This is a genomic window from Pontibacter akesuensis, from assembly GCF_001611675.1.
In the GTDB taxonomy this organism is placed as follows: domain Bacteria; phylum Bacteroidota; class Bacteroidia; order Cytophagales; family Hymenobacteraceae; genus Pontibacter; species Pontibacter akesuensis.
The window spans coordinates 1,783,966-1,801,679 of record NZ_CP014766.1; the positions used below are offsets into that span (position 1 = coordinate 1,783,966).

Here is a 17,714-nt window from a genome sequence, read left to right on the forward strand (position 1 = left end):
CATATTTCCCTCCTTAGACAAGGAGGGGTTAGGGGTGGCTGGCTTTTAGACCCCATAAGTAGGATATTTCCTCCTATCAACAGTGCCACAACTACATAATTTATACTTACCACACAACCACCGAGCAGAAATAGACGTCATTCTAAATGCAACATTGTGGAATTTAAAGTATAAATGCTTATGTTCGTGTTGTAAAGGTGGCCCGCTATACGCACTATATCGCCCTGACCCTGCTGCTGCTGTTCTGCAGGGCAATGGTTCCGGATGCGCTCATTCAGGAGCTGCATCCGCACACGCATACAGTCCATACCGACCACACCGACACCCACAAGGCCCAGATTGGCCTGAAGCACAAGCACTGCCAGGTAGAGGATATTTTTAGTTCGCCTTACCAGGGCACGGCCCTTTCACTCGATTTCACCTCTATCACGCATCATGCTGCGCATGCCGCTGCCTATACTTGTGGCTGGCAGGGAAACAGCATTTTCTCCTATCATCTTCGGGGCCCGCCTGCGGCCTGATCTTCAGCAAATATGCACCTGCACCCGTTGTACTACCAAGTATGGCTGATGCGCGTGCTTCCTTTTCTTTGTATTGAAACGCTAGGGCAATACTGGCTGCATCTTTGCACAGCCTATGTTACACTGTGTTTGGCGCCTATACGTTGTAGGAGCCACTAACCTATTGCTGAAACCGAAGACGTGTTATCACCTGTAAGAGTCAAATTAAATTTGTACCTGACGCTGCTACTTCTGCTACAGGTACCGCCGCTGTGGGCACATACGCTGCCTGATACGCTTGCTGGCAATGCTGAGCAGAATTGTGGCCTTACCCTGTCGGGAAAGACACTGGACCACGATACCCGCGAGGTGCTTATCGGGGCAACGGTGCACATCCCGGAACTGGACAAGACTGCAGCTTCCGATGCCTATGGGAATTACCATTTCCACCACTTATGCCAGGGCACCTACACGATGATAGTCACCTATGTGGGCTACGAAACGGAGCGGTACACGCTTAAGATGGTGAACTCTGCCGTGCGCGACCTGCAACTACATGCCAACCCCAGAACTCTAGGCACTGTGGAGGTAACAGGCTCGCACTTAAAGGAGATGGCGCAGTCGCAGCAGACGATTTCGGGCAGGGAATTGGCGGAAACGCGGGGGCTGGCGCTGGCGGAAACGCTGCGGGGCATTGCCGGCGTAACTACGCTGCAAACTGGGCCTACCATCTCCAAACCCGTCATACATGGCATGCACAGCAACCGCGTGCTGCTGCTGAACAACGGTGTGCGGCAGGAGGGGCAGCAATGGGGAGCGGAGCACGCGCCGGAGATAGACCCGTTTGTGGCCTCTGAGATGAAGGTGATAAAGGGAGCGGCAGGCGTACGCTACGGGGCCGATGCCATTGGCGGGGTAATTATTGTGGAGCCGAAACCGCTGCGCACGGAGCCCGGCATTGGAGGCGAAGTGCACCTGTTGGGCAGCACGAACAACCGGCAACTGGCCACCTCTGCTACACTGGAAGGGAACGTGGCGGGTATTCCGCCGCTTAGCTGGCGCCTGCAGGGCACGCTGCGCAAGGCTGGCAACAGCCGCACACCAGACTATTATTTGGAGAACACGGGTCTGGAGGAGCAGAACTTTTCGGCGGCAGTAGGCTACAAGAAGGAGACGTATGGCGCAGAGCTGTTCGTGAGCCAGTTTAACACGAAGCTAGGCATCCTACGGGAGTCGCATATCGGTAACGTAACCGATTTGGAGAACGCGATTGCGCGGGGCAGGCCCAGCAATGCAGACAATGCATCCTTCACCTACAAGATCAACCGCCCGTACCAGGACGTGCAGCACAGTTTGCTGAAGGCGAAAGGGTACTGGCAGTTGGGGGAGGCCGGCAGGCTGGAGTTTGTGTATGGCTGGCAGCGCAACCTGCGCGAGGAGTATGATGTGCACCGCAGCAACAGCAGCGCGTTGCCCTCGCTTCAGCTTACCCTTAACACGCATACTACTGAGGCCGTTTTTCAGCACAGGCCCTTTGGCAACTTCAGCGGCTCGGTGGGCATCAACACTATCTATCAGAAAAACACCTACCTCTACAGCGATTTCCTGCCCTACTTTACGGGGGTAACGGCTGGTGTTTTCGCGATTGAGAAATGGCAGAAAGACAGGCTGCAGTTGGAGGCTGGTTTGCGTTACGATTACAAGCACCTGGAGGTAAAGCGTTTTGCGGCCAGAAATGTACTGGAGAAACCCACGTATAATTTCAACAATGTATCCGGTACGTTGGGAGCTATCTATGATGTGGGCTATCACCTTTCCTTCGGGTTAAGTGCCACTTCGGCCTGGCGTGCACCGGGCGCTAACGAGCTTTTCAGCCAGGGCGTGCATCACAGTGCCGCCACCTACGAGCGGGGCGACCCGACGCTGGAATCAGAGCAGGCGTATAACTTTGAGCTGTCGGTTGATTACTTTAACAATGCCCGCTTAAACGGCACGTTGAGTCTGTATCACAACTTTATCAACAATTATATTTACCTGTCGCCATTGCCGGAGCCGGTACTCACTATCCGAGGGGCGTTTCCAGCGTTTCAGTACAGGCAGGCCGATGCCACCTTTAAAGGCGTAGACCTGAGCCTGGATTATAAACTGTTGACGGGGCTGGTGCTGGAGTCTAAAACCGCGCTGCTGTACGCCCGCAATCTGGACACGGACGATTACCTGATTTACATGCCAGCCAACCGCTTCGACAACAGCCTTAGGTATGAGTTCGGCCAGAATGGTGGGCAAAAGAAGCTGTCGGATGCCTATGTCTCCTTCGGGGGCACTTATGTAACTGAGCAGGAGCGAGTGCCTGTCAGAACGGAGGAGGATTTTGCCCCTGCTCCTGAAAGCTACTTTCTGCTGCATGCCGAGGCGGGCACTACACTACATTTTGGCAAGCAGGCAGTAGAGATCGGGATAACAGGAAATAACCTGCTTAACACCACCTACCGGCAGTACCTGAACAAGCTGCGCTACTTTGCCGATGAGCCGGGACGCCTGCTGATGTTCCGCATCCGGGTGCCGCTGAATTTTACTAAATCTTAATTAAAAGCATCATTAAATTTTTTGAAACGTATTCTTGTACCATCTAACACCATTTATATTATGAAAAAGTTATTTAGACCTTCCCTTGCTGCTTTCCTGATGGGCACCCTGTTAATTACTTCCGCTTGCGGTGATGATGACAACCCAAAACCAGTTGAGGAAGGGGAGTTGATCACGACCATGACGATGACATTGGTACCGCAGGGCAAAGGTGGCATGGTAACCGTTACTTATACTGACCCTGATGGCGACGGTGGCGCTGCCCCAACATCGGAGCCCCTGAACCTGGCTGCCAACACGACCTACGATGCTACCATTATGTTTGCAGATGACAGCCCGAACGGCGCAGGCGATTTAACTCCCGAGATTATGGAAGAGGGTACAGACCACGAAGTATTCTTTACCTCTAACCCAGCAAGCCTGCTGACAGTGGCGAAAACAGATGCGGATGCCAATGGCAGGCCTATCGGTTTGACAGCAACAGTAACGACCGCAGCTGCTGGCACAGGCACGCTTATGGTCATGCTGAAGCACCAGCCGGACATGAAAGGCAACACCAGCGACTCAACCAAAGGAGAAACTGATGTGCAGGCCATGTTTAACGTGACGGTGCAATAAAATAAGCAGAAACTGGCACAAGTATAAAAAAGGGGAGGCGCAGCTAAATACTGCGCCTCCCCTTTTTTATATTTGTCTGCACGATTGTTACACCTGCTTTGCCGCCAGTTTCGCAACGCCTTCCACCGCTTTGGCAACACGGCTGGCTCTGGTTTCGGGCCGCTTCGCCTCCAGCACCGCTACTACGTACTCTTTGCGGTGCGTAAACGCCAGTCGTTCAAAATTCTTCAACAGCTCCACTTCCTGCAGTGCCGCTCTCAAATCATCGGGTATGGCAACGGTTTTGGTTTTGCGGTCGATGCCGGGCATGTCGACCCCAAAGGTAGAGGCTTCTTTCCGCTCCGACTGCTGCCTGAAACGCACCGCTGACCACACCTCGTCCACCGCTATTTGCCGCACCGCCTCGTATCCCTGCTCCGCCAGCACTCTCCAGCCTTTGTCGCGCGTCAGGTCTGTTTTTACTCCGGATGTTTTCTTAGGATAAGCCACCCAGAAGATTCCCTGCGGCTGCAGCAACGGCAGTACCTGCGCCACCAGCTCAGCCAGTTCAGCGGCATGTGTTGCAAAGGCCAACGCAGCACCGTAGCCAGCAGCAGGCAATGCTGCATCCTTTTCATGCCGTACCGGCGTGTAGCCTTCTTGCGTGAGGGTTTGCGCTACCTGCTCCGGCGCATTCCGAAGCAGCAGTTTCTGCCCTGCTTTTATCTGCAGCTTTTTTCCGAGGTCTACCATGTTGTTTTCTGCTATCCATTAAGTCTGCCCTAAACTAACACAAAACCCAGAAACAGCACAAGTATGGCTTTCCCTCTTTAGCATTGCCTTCCGGAGCGGCAGACCTTAATACTGCAGGAAAGCACAGCTAGGAGTATGAACAGCAACACAGTAGCCTTTTATGACCCGTTCAGTCAAGTAGAACCACAAAAGATACAAAACTAAACTGCTTAAGCACAACGATTTACGAAAACACATAGTATAATACTATATGACTAAAACCCAAATTTTACATAGCTTATGAAAACAATATCTACTCAAAAGCACCATGGTTTAAATTTTTACTGTTGTCTTCTACTGTCACTGCTTCTATTTTCGTCCTGCACTACCCGCATGGATCATGAAGTGGAGAAGAAGCCGGATACCTTTGCCGCGGTTGCGCCAAAACAAGCACCTGCCGTTACGGTAGCGGCTATCACAGAGCCATCTGAAGAAGTTTATTTTGATCTTGTGGCCAGAACCTCCAATTGCCTGGGCGAGAACATCTGGTTCGGCGGCAAGCTGGTAAGCGAAGAAAAGATTTCGCTGGCAAGCTCAGGAGCCATTACCGAGGCTAAAGTGTACCGCATTGCAGAGTTAACTGCCACGGGCCTGAACAGCAATAAGAACTATCAGGTGAGCAATGATAAAAACACGCTGAAAGCTGTGACAGGCAGCCAGGGCGAAGTATACATTCAGTTAACCCAGGGGGAGTTGCTGTTGCTGCCGCAGGAGGACGAGCAGCCACTGGTGTTGGCCTATCAGCCCAACCCAACCGATGGCTACTACGATGGCATGCCGGGCCGCTGGAGCTGCGAGTAGTGGTGCTTACAGGATAAACCGTTCAAAAGTGCCTGTATTGTCACGTACAGGCACTTCATTTTTCAGGCACATCACTTCGCTCAGAATTTCGTACTTTTGGGTATGATTTTGTACAACGAGACGATAAGCATAGACAACGCCGTAGCAGAGGAGTGGCTGCAGTGGATGAAAGAAGTACACATTCCCGCCGTAATGGGCACGGGGTATTTTCTGGGCAACCAGATCAGCCGCCTGCTGCACGAGATCGCGAATGACGGCACCACCTACGCCGTACAGTACACCTGCCGCAACCTCGCCGACCTGGAAGAATACCAAAGCGAACGCGAAGGGGAACTGGAGGCCCGCCACCACAACCGCTACAATGGCAAGTATGTGATTTTCCGCTCTATGCTGGAGGTAGTGGCCAAAGATGTGGAGCGCGAAGACTAATTTTTCCTTTCGATTGATTAAAACAGGATCGCCAGCGGCTAAACCACCGCTGGCGATCCTGTTTATAGGAAGTGTGAGTTTGGCTCTGGAAAATGGAAACTCACCCCTGCCTCCTCAGAGGAGAATTATCAGCAAGAGTAGTATGCCCTCGCCCCTTGGGGAGAGGGCTAGGATGAGGGGGCATACGCTGGCTTTCATACTTAGGCAACCGCACTTGTTGGATTCTGCGAGCCCCTCGGGTTACAAATGCGACATCATTAAAAGACACAAGTATAAATACTTGCGCCAGCGTAAGTATTGCAGGAATATTTCCCTCCTCGGAGGGGTTAGGTTCTTTTCAAGTTAAAGTCTGGACAACCCCTCGCTAACCAGCGTACTGCTGTATTTGCTCTTCGGTCAAGGTGCAGGTCAGCCATTCGCTGCTCAGTTCGGCTCCAATCTTTTTGTAGAAGGCAATGGCCGGTTCATTCCAATCCAGCACCTGCCACCTGAAGCGTTTGGCACCTGTTTCCTTCGCTTCCTGGGCTACCGCGTTAAAGAGCTTGCGTCCGACACCGGTGCGGCGCATAAACTCCGTTACCACTAGGTCCTCTAAGTATAGAGTGCGGCCTTTCCACGTGGAATAAGCCGTGTAGTATAGCGCGATGCCCACAATCCCGTTCTCCCCTTCAGCCACAAAGAACTTGAAGATCGGATTCTCGCCGAAACCATCGCGCTCCATCTCGTAGATGGTGGTGGTTACCTCCTGCGGCGCCCGCTCAAACTCTGCCAATTCTTTGATCAGCGCATGCACCTGGGGCAGGTCATCTATCGTTCCTCTTCTTATCTCTACCATTTCAATATCTGTTGTCTTTTTGATCATGTAATCGATTCATGGGTAAAAGCATAGACACATACCTGCGTCTGCTTCTCTTCTTTTGATGCAGCCACACTTCTACCGCACTTCTAAAGCTGCTTTTAACTTCTGGTGCTATTCAAATTTATAAACAAGGCATACGCGGACGCTTGTGGCAGGAACTGCTGGCCAGGCTCTTTAACTTTTTAACTCCCGCCACACCGTTTTGGCCTGCACCAGTTCCTTATCGCTTTCCTGGCTGGTGAGGCGGTGCAAGTATAAATTTGCATCAACTGCATCGGGCGCGGTAGCCGATACCACAGTGTCGCCCAATATACTTTCCGCTTTAAAGATGATGTCTATCTCCTGTAGTTGCTTTTGCTCCAGCACCTCCAACGGGAGCGTGTCCAAGGCCCATTGCAGGTAACGGGTGTTGGTTACGTGGCGGTTCAGGTCGATGTCGTGCCAGCGGACGGGGATTTGCTGCTCATGCTGTGCCTCCTGCAACTGTGGCAGCTTTCCTTTGGCAAAAGGCAGGGGCTCCCGCAGCTGCACAAGCTCCATGTTCACAATAAAATCCGGCACCGATACCAGTTGGCGCTTCACCATGTCCATCACCAACCATACGCTGGTTGCCTGGCCCAACAGCTCGCGCTCCGAAGTATAGATTCGGAAGTCGCGGTGCATGTATACACGCTCACGGCCAGAGGCCCATGTTTCCACCGTCAGTTTGTCGTCGTGTGTGGGGTATCGGAATATTTCAATGCGCATCCGCTGCAGCACCCACGTCAGCCCGTGCTCCAGCAGGTCATACATTGACATGCCGATGTCTCTGGTATTTTCCCATGCCGCCTCGTGCATGTAACTCACGAGCGCCGGCAAAGTAGCCTGCCCCCGGTAATCTATTTCGTTTGAGCGTACCGTAAACTGGCTGGTCCCTCCCGTTGATTTCATAGCATTTTATACTTGTCTGGCTGCTAAGTTACGCAAGAATCGCTGTGGAGGCCAACCTGGTGCTTTGTAAAACAGGCAGCACACCCGTTGCCGGGTGTGCTGCCTATGGCTGATGTACTGCTAACTTAGGTTGAGGCGCTTCATAATCGCCTGAGGCAGGAAGAAATATGGGAGCCCCTAAAGATCTTTTATACTTAGATAGCGCATAAACGACGCTACATCATCTTTCCGATTCCCATGCCCAGTACCATAAACAGAAGTGCCAAACCATAGAAAGCCAGGAAGACAATGGTGAGGATGCCCATGAACTTGAGCAGTGATTTCAGGTTCTTAAAAGCTTCGTTTATCGCTGCTTCGCTTTGCTCGTTCAGGGCCAGTTGCGCTTTGCTGGAGAAACGGTACAGGTAGAAGATCGGCAGAAAGTAGAGCAAGGCAAAAAGCAGGTAAATAACGGTAAAGAATCCGCCGCCGATGATGCTACCAACGCCCGCCGTGTTCCCCATGCCGCCATTCATCAAAGCGCCCATGGAAGCGCCAGCGAACAGGCCCACCAGTACCATCAGCCCTACTATTACAAAGCCCACAATAGCTAAAAATTTGCCCCATTTGGCTGCCTGGCTCAGGTAGTCGGCAGCGGTAGGCATGACCTCTCGTCGTCAAAGAATGTTTCCATAGGATGTTGTTCGTTTAGCCTTCAAAGTATATAATTATAACTATACTTCCTAACATCCTGCAGCCCTCTCCGGAAGAAGACAAAAAAAGCCGCGCCACCTAAAACAGGCAACGCGGCTGAAGTATAATTGGCAGATTTATACTGTTGTTACTGGTTCTGATACGGGTTTACGCCCATGTTCTTGTAGATGAACGCATACGTATCGGCGTACTCCTGAATTACGAGCGAAGTTGGCTTACCGGCACCGTGGCCCGCACGCACATCTACCCGGATTAAGTATGGGTTGCCCGGTGCGCCTTTGTCCTGCAGCTCAGATATAAACTTGAACGAGTGCGCCGGCACCACACGGTCGTCGTGGTCAGCGGTCTTCACCAGCGTTGCCGGGTATTTCACGCCTTCTTTGATGTTGTGCAGTGGCGAGAACGCCTGCAGGTTCTTGAACTGCGCGGCATCGTCAGAAGAACCGTATTCCGGCACCCAGGCCCACCCAATCGTGAACTTGTGGAAGCGCAGCATGTCCATCACACCAACGGCAGGCAGCGCTACTTTCGCCAGCTCAGGGCGCTGTGTCATGAAAGCACCTACCAGCAAACCACCGTTAGAGCCACCAGCCACGGCCAACTTTTCAGAGGAAGTATACTTCTGGCTGATCAGGTACTCGGCCGCCCCGATGAAGTCATCAAACACGTTCTGCTTGTTCGGTGTCATACCGGCCTTGTGCCAGTCTTCGCCGTACTCGCCTCCACCACGCAGGTTCGGCATGGCGTACACACCACCGTTCTCGAGCCACAGCATGTTGGCAATACTGAAGCTAGGTGTCATGGAGATGTTAAAGCCACCGTAGGCGTACAGGTACGTCGGATTCTGGCCGTTCAGCTCCAGGCCCTTCTTGTGCACGATAAACATCGGCACTTTCGTGCCGTCCTTTGAAGTATAAAACACCTGCTTCGTCTCGAAGGCGTCCGTGTCTACGTTCACTTCCGTTTTGCGGAACTGCGTTACTTTGTTGGTTGCAATGTCGTAGCGGAAAATGGTTGGCGGGTACGTAAACGAGGTGAAGGTAAAGAACACTTCCTTGTCGTCTTTGTCGCCGTTGAAGCCGCCCACTGTGCCAAGCGTTGGCAGTTCCACGGTGTTCAGCTGCTTGCCGTTCATATCGTACACCACCACCTGGCTCGTCGCGTCCTTCATGTACGTGGCTACCAAACGGCCGCCCACGCTCGACACGCCCTCCAGCACGTTCTGCGACTCCGGAATAATGGTTTTCCAGTTCTGCTCCTGCGGCTTTTTCGGGTCGATGAGCACCAGGCGGTAGCGCGGCGCGTTTTTGTTCGTCATCACCAGCAGTTTATCGCCCACGTTGTCAATCACACTGTACTGGCTCTCAAAGTTTTCGATGATCGGTTTGATGGTTGACTTCGGGTCCTTCAGGTCTTTGTACGACAAGGCGTTGGCCCCGCTCGCTCCCTCCGAAACATTCAGCAGCAGGAAGCGCTCGTCTTCCGTGGTCTGGCCGTAGAAGTTGCGCAGTGCGTTCTTCTTGTCCTCATACACCAGTTGGTCCTGGCTCTGCGGCGTGCCGATTTTGTGGTAGTATACTTTATGGTACTCGTTCTTATTGGCCAGCTTGTTTCCTTCGGTTGGGGCATCGTAGCGGCTGTAGAAGAAGCCGTTGCCGCTCCAGCTCGGGCTGGAGAATTTCACCCACTCAATCTGATCGTCCAGTTTTTTACCGGTTGCCGTTTCCATTAAGTGGTAGGTGTTCCAATCAGAGCCGCCGCTGGAGGTACCGTAGGCCAAGTACTTCCCGTCTTTGGAGAACTGCAGCGAGGTAAGCGCTACCGTGCCATCGTCACTCAGCTTGTTCGGGTCGAAGAACACCTTTGGCTCAGCCTCCAGGCTCTCCTGCACATACAGCACACTTTGGTTCTGCAGGCCATCGTTTTTAAAGAAGTAGTACTTGCCGCCTTCTTTAAAAGGGGCGCCATACTTCGGGTAATTCCAGATTTCGGTAAGGCGGTTCTTGATGTTGTCGCGGAAGTCGATGTCGCTTAGGTACTCCTTTGTCACCTCGTTCTGCTCCTCAATCCACTCGTCCAGCGCTGCGTCGTGCGTTTCCTGCCAGCGGTACGGATCGGCCACTTTAGTGCCGAAGTAATCGTCTACCTGATCTACTTTTTTAGTATCAGGGTAATCAAGTGCCTTTGCTTCTTCTGCCGCCTGTGCGGTGGCAGAAGTTGTATTTGTTTCTGTTGTCATGCCTGTGGCAGTTGTGTCCGTTTGAGATGATTTGCAAGCCGACACAGCCGTGAGGCCGCCGGCTAGCAGAAATACAGTTGTCCTTTTCATAATGGCTTCGCCTATGTGTTTGTTTAAGGTTAGGTTAAAAACAGATGAGTACAAGTTAGGGATTTTACCGCATATTGTTGCCTTAGCTGCTCCAGAACCTGCTGTTGCATGCTTCTGAGAATTCCAAACTTCTAGCCGCTGCCCTGTACAAACTGGACTATTCCTGCTTACTTTTACCCGCTTTTATCGGATGGGCAGCCAAAAAGTTTGCCAGCAAGTATAAAAGCATAAATCAAGCCATACATTCTTTATGTTTGACGAACTGGAAGACGAGAAACTGCTGCAAAAGTTTGAGCAGATAGCCGATAGGCTGTCGGAGAAAGGGTACGCCATCGTGGATAACTTCCTGGAGCCGCAGGAGGTGCGCAACCTGCTGGACGTGCTCACGCATCACCAGGAGCAGGGCACCTTTAAAAAAGCTGGCATTGGGGCTGCCGATCAGTTTACGGTGGACAAAGAGGTGCGCGGGGATTTTATTCGCTGGATTGAGCCTGCCGAAGCGCTGCCGCCTACCCAGGTGTTCCTGAACCGCATGAACGAGGTGATGCGCTACATCAACCGCACCTGTTTCCTGGGCCTGAAAGACTACGAGTTCCACTTTACGGTATACCCGCCCGGAACTGTGTACAAACGCCACATCGATCAGTTTAAGGAAAACGACCACCGCCGCCTGTCCTTTATCTGCTACCTGAACGAGGATTGGAAGCCGGAGCACGGTGGAAACCTGCGCTTATACTTGCCACAGGACGACGGCTCTGAAGAAACGGTGGATATTCTGCCAATCGCCGGTCGCCTCGCCTGCTTCCGCGCCGACCTGATTCCGCACGAAGTACTCGTAGCCACCCGCCACCGCTACAGCCTCACCGGCTGGATGCTGGACCAACTGAATGAGCTAACGTTTTTGTAGGAGAGGCCACGGTGAAGACCTCGCGTTTCCGAAGGTCCCGCGAGCGCCTGGGCTACAAAGCAACAGCGTCTTGAGTGCGCTAATCTTTTACTGTCATCCTGGAAAGATCTTGGTAGCGGAGCGCACAAGCAATTGGAGCTCGCCCACAAGATCCTTTCAGGATGATAAATAGGAATGGAGCAAGTATAAAATTCACTCAAATTAAAAATCTCTCCTACTTTAAAGAAGTCTTGTGTCTTGCTACTTGTGTCTTGTGTCCTATAAACCTTACTGCGAAAAGTTGATCTCGGTGCTATCGCCGATGTTGAGGCTGTGGCTGAAGCCCCGGAACGTGGCGTCGCTGCCGATAATAGAATCCTGCATGACTGCATACCGCAGTTCTGAGTAGGAACCTATGATAGAGTTGCTTAGGATGCAGTTACCCACAGACGTATTATCACCAATGGCCACATTGGGGCCGATGATGGAATTGGAGATGCTGCAGTTCTCGCCTATACTTACCGGCGGAATGATGATGCAACCGGGGCAAAGTTTGCTGTAGTCGCGGTCGCGGAACTTGGGGCGGGCCAGCAGCGTGGCGTTTGCCTGCAGCAAGGTTTCCTTTCGGCCGCAGTCGAACCAGTGATCCACGCTCCAGGGCACCATCTTCTCGCCGTTCCGGATCATGTGCATCAGCGCGTCTGTCAGGTGGTACTCGCCCTGCGTGCGCAGGTCCTCGGTGATGAGGTGCTCCAGCGAGGCGATCAGCTTTTGCGGCTGCATGATTTTGTAAAGGCCCACCAGTGCAAAGTTCGACTTCGGGATCTTGGGCTTCTCAATCACCTTCGTCACAAATTCATCCTGCCCCATCTCCGTCACACCGAAAAGCGAGGGCTTGGCTACTTTCTTTACACCCAGCACCGAGTATGGCGCCGCCAGGATCGGCTGCAGGTCCACATCCACAATGGCATCGCCGAGCATGATCAGCAAATCCGGTTCGTTCTCAAAGGTATGGCGGGCTATCCAAAGGGCATGCCCCAACCCTTCGCGGGGCTCCTGCACCACAAACTGTGCGTTTACCTGCGGGTACTTCCGCCGCACGTACTGCTCCACCTTCTCGCCCAGGTACCCGATGATGAATACAAAGTCGGTGATGCCTGCCTCCAGCAGCTTCTCAATGATGTGGCCAAGTATGGTATTATCCGCTACAGGCACCAACGACTTAGGCTGCGTGTGCGTGTGCGGCCTAAGCTTTGTACCAACTCCTGCAAGGGGTATAACTACTTTCATGTACTATCCTTTTCTGCAATATATTAAATTCAGGCTATAAAATAAGTGCAGCAAGCGGTTGCTGGCTAACAATTTGTGCTTTTCGGGACGATTCGTGACGCTCACGGCACGTTAAACGCTTACGGCATTTTCTGTTATTTTTATGCGTGTCTTAACACAGCTTTCCTATCTTCGTACAGATATCGCCCGCAGGGGCCATTCATTTTGCATACTAAACCACACACATACCCACTTATGAAAAAGCTATTTTTCTACCTTATCGGCTTCGTGATTCTGGCGTCTCAGTCATCTTGCGGTTACAACACCATGGTAACCAAAGACGAGCAGGTAGAGGCGCAATGGGCCAACGTGCAGAACGTGTACCAGCGCCGCGCTGACCTGGTGCCAAACCTGGTAAATACCGTAAAGGGCGCCGCCAACTTTGAGCAGGAAACTTTGACACGTGTGATCGAGGCGCGCGCCAAGGCCACCAGTGTCAACATCAGCCCGGATAACCTGACGCCGGAGAACATCCAAAAGTTTCAGGCAGCACAGGGCGAGTTATCCGGTGCCTTGAGCCGCCTGCTGGTATCGGTGGAGCGCTACCCGGAGCTCAAGGCAAACCAGAACTTCCTGGAGCTGCAGGCCCAGTTGGAGGGCACAGAAAACCGCATTGCCGTGGAGCGGCGTAAATTCAATGAGACGGTGCAGGATTACAACTCCTACATCCGCTCGTTTCCGCGCAACTTCATAGCCGGCTGGTTCGACTTTGAAAAGAAGGGCTACTTTGAGGCGGAAGCAGGAGCACAAACAGCCCCTACGGTAGAGTTCTAAAAAATGGCTACAGGGTTCGTTTGATTGCTTGTTGTTTTTGGTTTTTGAAGCACCTTCCCACAAGCAAACAATCGAGCCGCTTAACAACTTATTGCTATGCCAAAAGACACCATTACCCCAGCCGATGAGCAGCAGATAATGGCCGCTATAAAAGAGGCGGAAATGCTAACCTCCGGCGAAATAAGGGTACATATAGAAAGCAACTGCGAAATAGATGTGCTGGACCGCGCCACCGAAGTATTTGCGGAACTGCACATGCACCAGACGGAACAGCGCAATGGCGTGCTGTTTTACGTGGCCCTCGAAGACCACCAGTTTGCCGTACTTGGCGACGCTGGTATCAACGCTTCCGTGCCCGACCATTTCTGGGAGGACATCACGGCAGAGGTTATCAGTTATTTCAAGAAAAAGAAGTATGCCGCCGGGTTAGCACGTGGCATACGTATGGCCGGAGAGCAGTTGCAGGCTCACTTCCCTTACAACCGCCACGAAGATACGAACGAACTGAGCGATGACGTATCGTTCGGAGACTAAGCAAAACATGAAGCAACTATCCCTATTCCTATACCTTTGCCTCTTAAGCCTCACTGCCTTCGCGCAGAACAGTGATTTTCCGGCCAAGTCGAACCGCCTGGTCAACGACTATGCCGATATGCTTACACCGCAGGAGGAGCAGGCCCTGGAACAGAAACTAGTAAATTACTCTGATACCACTTCCAGCCAGATAGCGGTGGTGCTCATGAAATCTATTGGCGGCTACGACATCAACCAGTATGCCGCCGAACTGGGTGAGCTTTGGGGTGTTGGCTCCGGCAAGTATGACAACGGCCTCGTTATACTTGTGGCCCAGGAAGAGCGGAAGGTTGCCATCCAAACCGGCTACGGACTGGAGGCATATATTCCGGACGCCCTGGCCAAGCGCATCACCGAGCGCACCTTGAAACCAGCCTTTGCAGAGGGCAGATTTTACGAGGGCCTGGACCGGGCAACCACCTTGGTTTTTGAACTTGCCAGCGGCGCATACGAGGGAGACCTTAATGCGCAGGGAGGCGAAGGAGAATCAGGCCCTTCCATCTTCTTCATTATCATTATTGTTATTCTGATGTTGATCCTGTTCTCAAAGATGGGGGGCGGCGGAGGCCGTGGCGGCAGGCGCTACTCTCGTACCTTTGGAGGACCAGTGATTATTCCCGGCGGCTTCGGCACGTTCAGCTCAGGCGGCGGCATGTTCGGCGGCGGTGGGGGTGGGGGCGGCTTCGGTGGGTTTGGCGGCGGAGGCTTCGGCGGAGGCGGTGCCAGCAGCAGTTGGTAAGTAGATCCTTTGGCGGCAGCTTTTACAATCAAGTATAACCTAACGCAAATACCCGGGCAAATTACAGGGTGTAAATGTCTCCCAATCTTCCTGAAAGAACATAAATGACTACCGAAGGCACCCTTCTGTAATCATTTATGTTCTTTCGGCGTTATAAGGCTTGAGCCAGTGGCGGCAGGAGCCGGGGCGCACCAAAAAAGCATACGTTGCATACATGAAGATATTTGGGGACAGCATCAAAACAAAGGTAGTAGTGGGCTTTACACTGGCCCTCGGCATTGTGGTAGCAGCCATCTTCCTGACCTACACGAGTTTTACCAAGCTACTGAACTCTGTGGAGGTGCTCTCACAGCCAAACTATAAGCTGCGCGAGTTGCAGCATACGTTGGGTTCTATCTCTACGGCTGAAAGCGCAATTCGCGCCTACACGCTCACCACAAACGAAAAACATTTTAAGGCTTACCTGGCGCACCTGGATACCATTGGAAGCCAGATTGACTCTCTGGAGCACCTGATGCGGCACAACCCGCTCGAGAAAGCCCAGGTTGATTCCATTTCTGCCCTGTTGCAGGCAAAACAGCAAAGCCTGGCCCAGTATGTTGCCCTGAAAAAGGAGCAGAAACGCTACAATTACTCTCGCAAGGCAATGATACAAATTGCCTCAACAGTCGAACAGACGCCCCTTTCCACCACCATCAGCAAACACACCAAAACCACCATCTCCGATCGCCTGGACATGAACGGCACCAGGCAGGAGGCGCAACAGCCGGAAATAGCGCTCCCGCAGGAGGAGCCAGTGGTGGTGCCGGAGAAGGAAAAGAAGGAGAAGCGCGGCTTTTTCAATCGCATTTTCTCCAAAAAAGAAAAAGAAGAACAGCCAGAGCCCCCCCGCCCAAAGGTAATTGTGCCCCAACTCGAGGTACGGCAGGAAACACGGGTTGATACAAGCGCTAACATTACACCGGTTGCCCCGCTTAGCAAGGTGCGCCGCATTCTGCATAATGTGCAGCGCGAAGCCGATGCCCAGGAGCAGAAACTGCAGCAAAAGGAGCTAGCCCTGTTGCAGCAGGACAAACACATCATGGACCAGATCAGAACGATGATCTACCAGCTGGAGCGCCATGAGCAAAAGCAGACCCTCCGCAACTCAAACCAGGCGCGCGCGGTGGCCAAGCAAACCTCTACTGTCCTGCTCGTAATCGGTATAGCTGGTTTGGTGAGTGGGGTGGGCTTTATCCTGCTCATTCTCCACGACATCACACGCAGCAACAACTACAGGTCTAGCCTGATAAAGGCGCAGAAGGAGGCCGTTAAACTGGCCCGTGCCAAGGAGGCGTTCGTTGCTAACATGAGCCACGAAATGCGCACGCCGCTCAACGTTATACTTGGCTTCTCGCAGCAGCTGCACCACACGCCCCTGCTGCCGCAGCAACAGGAGCATCTGCAGGCAGTGAGCGGGGCGGGGCAGCACCTGCTCCACATTGTAAACGACGTGCTCGACTTGTCGAAAATGGAGGCGGGTAAACTGTACATCAACCGCTCACCATTCAGCATCTCCCAGCTGCTGAACGAGGTGGAGCAGGCCTTCGCGTTGAAGGCTACCGGTAAGAACATAATTTTCAACTACAGGCTAAGCACGTCCATACCAGACGCACTGGAGGGAGATTTACTGCGCATGAAGCAGATACTGTTCAACCTGGTCGACAACGCGATCAAGTTCACGCACAAAGGCCTGGTGCAGGTGCAGGTAGACCTGCGCAGCCGCCGACGGAACAGACTGGTTCTGAGCATTGCCGTGGCCGATACGGGCATCGGCATGTCAGAGGAGAGCCTGCAGTATGTGTTTGGAGAATTTAACCAGGCTGATAGCTCCATTCTGCGCAAGTATGGCGGCACCGGACTAGGACTTTCGATTAGCAAGAAGCTGGTGGAGATGCAGGGCGGAACTTTATCGGTGAACAGTATGGAGGGCGAAGGCACCACCTTTACCGTGCTGCTGCCTGTGCAGATTGCTACAGAGGCAGTGCCTGCCGCTCCACGTGAGACGGTGCCGGTGCCTGCCTCTTTCAAGGGATTAAAAGCATTGGTAATAGATGATGACGGATACAGCCGTACCCTGTGCGATCTGATCCTGAGCCGCTGGGGTATGGTGGTGCACCTGGCAAACGACGGCCCGGAAGCATTGGCGTTGGCTCAGGAACACAAGTATGACGTGGTGCTCACCGACATACAGTTACCAGGCATAAGCGGCAAGACCGTGGCCCGAAATATCCACAAGCTTGATCCGGAAGTACCGATCATCGCCCTGACGGCCAACATCATGAGCAATGATATCGGATTCTTTAAGAATACCGGCATCACCGATCATTTGCTGAAGCCCTACAAAGAGCAGGAACTGCATCAGAAGCTAGCGAAAGTGTTGCCCGTAGCGGCTATAAAAGCAGCTGAGGAACGTGCAGCGGCGTCAGAATCACAGCCTGTTATACAGAAGCACGAAGTGGAACAGCCAATTGAGCAAACCAACAGCTTATACAGCCTGCACGAAATGCGCCTGTTTACCGGCGATGACACACAGGCCCTGGCAGCCGTGGTGGAAGTGCTGCTGGAGGATCAGGAGCAGAACCTGGAGCAACTGTCGTTGGCTGCCGAAAAGGCTGATTGGGAGGCAACCGCAACAATGGCGCACAAGATGCTGACAGCTTTTAAGCACCTGCAGGCGCACACAGTAACGCCGCACCTGCTGCAACTGGAGCAGGTATTGCATACAGGCAGGCAAGCCCCGGACGAGCTGCAACAAGCGGTGGAGCAAGCTCAGCAGCAGGTGCGGCTGGTGTTAAACGCACTGCAGCAGGAACTGCACAGCCTTTATGCCGAGCAGCCCGTGTAGCAGCAATCCA

General features: G+C 52.9%; 16 protein-coding genes. 10 read left to right on the plus strand and 6 right to left on the minus strand.

Going from position 1 to position 17,714, the window contains the following annotated elements; all coding sequences use genetic code 11:
* Positions 1 to 197: 197 nt before the first annotated feature.
* The 3 genes from A0W33_RS07565 (at position 198) to A0W33_RS07575 (ending at position 3,704) form a co-directional block, all read left to right on the plus strand.
* Positions 198 to 521, plus strand: a complete 324-nt coding sequence (locus A0W33_RS07565) for a hypothetical protein (RefSeq protein ID WP_068837588.1) — start codon at positions 198 to 200, stop codon at positions 519 to 521.
* A gap of 210 nt (positions 522 to 731) precedes the next feature.
* Positions 732 to 3,086: a TonB-dependent receptor gene (locus A0W33_RS07570; RefSeq protein WP_139237151.1), complete on the plus strand. Its 2,355-nt coding sequence runs from the start codon at positions 732 to 734 to the stop codon at positions 3,084 to 3,086.
* Between the two features lie 60 nt (positions 3,087 to 3,146).
* The gene (locus A0W33_RS07575) at positions 3,147 to 3,704 is read left to right on the plus strand and encodes a hypothetical protein (RefSeq protein WP_068839999.1); all 558 of its coding nucleotides are present in this window, start codon (positions 3,147 to 3,149) and stop codon (positions 3,702 to 3,704) included.
* A gap of 87 nt (positions 3,705 to 3,791) precedes the next feature.
* On the opposite strand, the gene A0W33_RS07580 is transcribed toward A0W33_RS07575, so the two are convergent.
* The gene (locus tag A0W33_RS07580; protein ID WP_068837589.1) at positions 3,792 to 4,436 is read right to left on the minus strand and encodes a YdeI/OmpD-associated family protein; all 645 of its coding nucleotides are present in this window, start codon (positions 4,434 to 4,436) and stop codon (positions 3,792 to 3,794) included.
* A 372-nt stretch (positions 4,437 to 4,808) separates the two neighbouring features.
* Between A0W33_RS07580 and A0W33_RS07585 the strand changes: the two genes are divergently transcribed.
* Positions 4,809 to 5,276, plus strand: a complete 468-nt coding sequence (locus A0W33_RS07585) for a hypothetical protein (RefSeq protein WP_068837590.1) — start codon at positions 4,809 to 4,811, stop codon at positions 5,274 to 5,276.
* A 102-nt stretch (positions 5,277 to 5,378) separates the two neighbouring features.
* A complete protein-coding gene (locus A0W33_RS07590; protein ID WP_068837591.1) occupies positions 5,379 to 5,705 on the plus strand; it encodes a DUF4286 family protein in 327 nt (108 codons plus the stop codon).
* Positions 5,706 to 6,069: 364 nt separating this feature from the next.
* Here A0W33_RS07590 and A0W33_RS07595 read toward each other — a convergent pair whose 3' ends face one another.
* The 4 genes from A0W33_RS07595 to A0W33_RS07610 form a co-directional block, all read right to left on the minus strand.
* Complete coding sequence (locus tag A0W33_RS07595) at positions 6,070 to 6,567, minus strand: GNAT family N-acetyltransferase (RefSeq protein WP_229802098.1); 498 nt, start codon at positions 6,565 to 6,567, stop codon at positions 6,070 to 6,072.
* A gap of 171 nt (positions 6,568 to 6,738) precedes the next feature.
* Entirely contained in the window at positions 6,739 to 7,494 is a 756-nt protein-coding gene (locus A0W33_RS07600) for an acyl-[acyl-carrier-protein] thioesterase (RefSeq protein ID WP_068837592.1), read from the minus strand.
* 215 nt (positions 7,495 to 7,709) lie between these two features.
* Positions 7,710 to 8,138, minus strand: a complete 429-nt coding sequence (locus tag A0W33_RS07605) for a DUF5362 family protein (RefSeq protein WP_068837593.1) — start codon at positions 8,136 to 8,138, stop codon at positions 7,710 to 7,712.
* 176 nt (positions 8,139 to 8,314) lie between these two features.
* The gene (locus A0W33_RS07610) at positions 8,315 to 10,516 is read right to left on the minus strand and encodes a prolyl oligopeptidase family serine peptidase (RefSeq protein ID WP_068837594.1); all 2,202 of its coding nucleotides are present in this window, start codon (positions 10,514 to 10,516) and stop codon (positions 8,315 to 8,317) included.
* A gap of 250 nt (positions 10,517 to 10,766) precedes the next feature.
* Here A0W33_RS07610 and A0W33_RS07615 point away from each other — a divergent pair, with 250 nt between their 5' ends.
* Positions 10,767 to 11,423 carry a 2OG-Fe(II) oxygenase gene (locus A0W33_RS07615; protein WP_068837595.1) on the plus strand — a complete coding sequence of 219 codons (657 nt, stop codon included), beginning with the start codon at positions 10,767 to 10,769 and terminating at the stop codon, positions 11,421 to 11,423.
* A 267-nt stretch (positions 11,424 to 11,690) separates the two neighbouring features.
* Here A0W33_RS07615 and A0W33_RS07620 read toward each other — a convergent pair whose 3' ends face one another.
* Entirely contained in the window at positions 11,691 to 12,692 is a 1,002-nt protein-coding gene (locus A0W33_RS07620; RefSeq protein ID WP_068837596.1) for a sugar phosphate nucleotidyltransferase, read from the minus strand.
* A gap of 234 nt (positions 12,693 to 12,926) precedes the next feature.
* On the opposite strand from A0W33_RS07620, the gene A0W33_RS07625 reads away from it, so the two are divergent.
* The 4 genes from A0W33_RS07625 (at position 12,927) to A0W33_RS07640 (ending at position 17,704) form a co-directional block, all read left to right on the plus strand.
* A complete protein-coding gene (locus A0W33_RS07625) occupies positions 12,927 to 13,505 on the plus strand; it encodes a LemA family protein (RefSeq protein WP_068837597.1) in 579 nt (192 codons plus the stop codon).
* A gap of 96 nt (positions 13,506 to 13,601) precedes the next feature.
* A complete protein-coding gene (locus A0W33_RS07630; protein ID WP_068837598.1) occupies positions 13,602 to 14,039 on the plus strand; it encodes a TPM domain-containing protein in 438 nt (145 codons plus the stop codon).
* Positions 14,040 to 14,046: 7 nt separating this feature from the next.
* Positions 14,047 to 14,817, plus strand: a complete 771-nt coding sequence (locus A0W33_RS07635; RefSeq protein WP_068837599.1) for a TPM domain-containing protein — start codon at positions 14,047 to 14,049, stop codon at positions 14,815 to 14,817.
* A gap of 214 nt (positions 14,818 to 15,031) precedes the next feature.
* Positions 15,032 to 17,704 carry an ATP-binding protein gene (locus tag A0W33_RS07640; RefSeq protein WP_068840001.1) on the plus strand — a complete coding sequence of 891 codons (2,673 nt, stop codon included), beginning with the start codon at positions 15,032 to 15,034 and terminating at the stop codon, positions 17,702 to 17,704.
* The last annotated feature ends 10 nt before the right edge of the window (positions 17,705 to 17,714 follow it).

What these genes read in the sequence shown, in the direction of transcription:
- A0W33_RS07625 (WP_068837597.1), top strand. Translation starts at nt 12,927, where the DNA reads ATGAAAAAGCTATTTTTCTACCTTATCGGCTTCGTGATTCTGGCGTCT.
- A0W33_RS07635 (WP_068837599.1), top strand. Translation starts at nt 14,047, where the DNA reads ATGAAGCAACTATCCCTATTCCTATACCTTTGCCTCTTAAGCCTCACT.
- A0W33_RS07640 (WP_068840001.1), top strand. Translation starts at nt 15,032, where the DNA reads ATGAAGATATTTGGGGACAGCATCAAAACAAAGGTAGTAGTGGGCTTT.
- A0W33_RS07630 (WP_068837598.1), top strand. Translation starts at nt 13,602, where the DNA reads ATGCCAAAAGACACCATTACCCCAGCCGATGAGCAGCAGATAATGGCC.
- A0W33_RS07605 (WP_068837593.1), bottom strand. Translation starts at nt 8,138, where the DNA reads ATGCCTACCGCTGCCGACTACCTGAGCCAGGCAGCCAAATGGGGCAAA.
- A0W33_RS07575 (WP_068839999.1), top strand. Translation starts at nt 3,147, where the DNA reads ATGAAAAAGTTATTTAGACCTTCCCTTGCTGCTTTCCTGATGGGCACC.
- A0W33_RS07595 (WP_229802098.1), bottom strand. Translation starts at nt 6,567, where the DNA reads ATGATCAAAAAGACAACAGATATTGAAATGGTAGAGATAAGAAGAGGA.
- A0W33_RS07600 (WP_068837592.1), bottom strand. Translation starts at nt 7,494, where the DNA reads ATGAAATCAACGGGAGGGACCAGCCAGTTTACGGTACGCTCAAACGAA.
- A0W33_RS07590 (WP_068837591.1), top strand. Translation starts at nt 5,379, where the DNA reads ATGATTTTGTACAACGAGACGATAAGCATAGACAACGCCGTAGCAGAG.
- A0W33_RS07610 (WP_068837594.1), bottom strand. Translation starts at nt 10,516, where the DNA reads ATGAAAAGGACAACTGTATTTCTGCTAGCCGGCGGCCTCACGGCTGTG.
- A0W33_RS07620 (WP_068837596.1), bottom strand. Translation starts at nt 12,692, where the DNA reads ATGAAAGTAGTTATACCCCTTGCAGGAGTTGGTACAAAGCTTAGGCCG.
- A0W33_RS07615 (WP_068837595.1), top strand. Translation starts at nt 10,767, where the DNA reads ATGTTTGACGAACTGGAAGACGAGAAACTGCTGCAAAAGTTTGAGCAG.
- A0W33_RS07585 (WP_068837590.1), top strand. Translation starts at nt 4,809, where the DNA reads ATGGATCATGAAGTGGAGAAGAAGCCGGATACCTTTGCCGCGGTTGCG.
- A0W33_RS07580 (WP_068837589.1), bottom strand. Translation starts at nt 4,436, where the DNA reads ATGGTAGACCTCGGAAAAAAGCTGCAGATAAAAGCAGGGCAGAAACTG.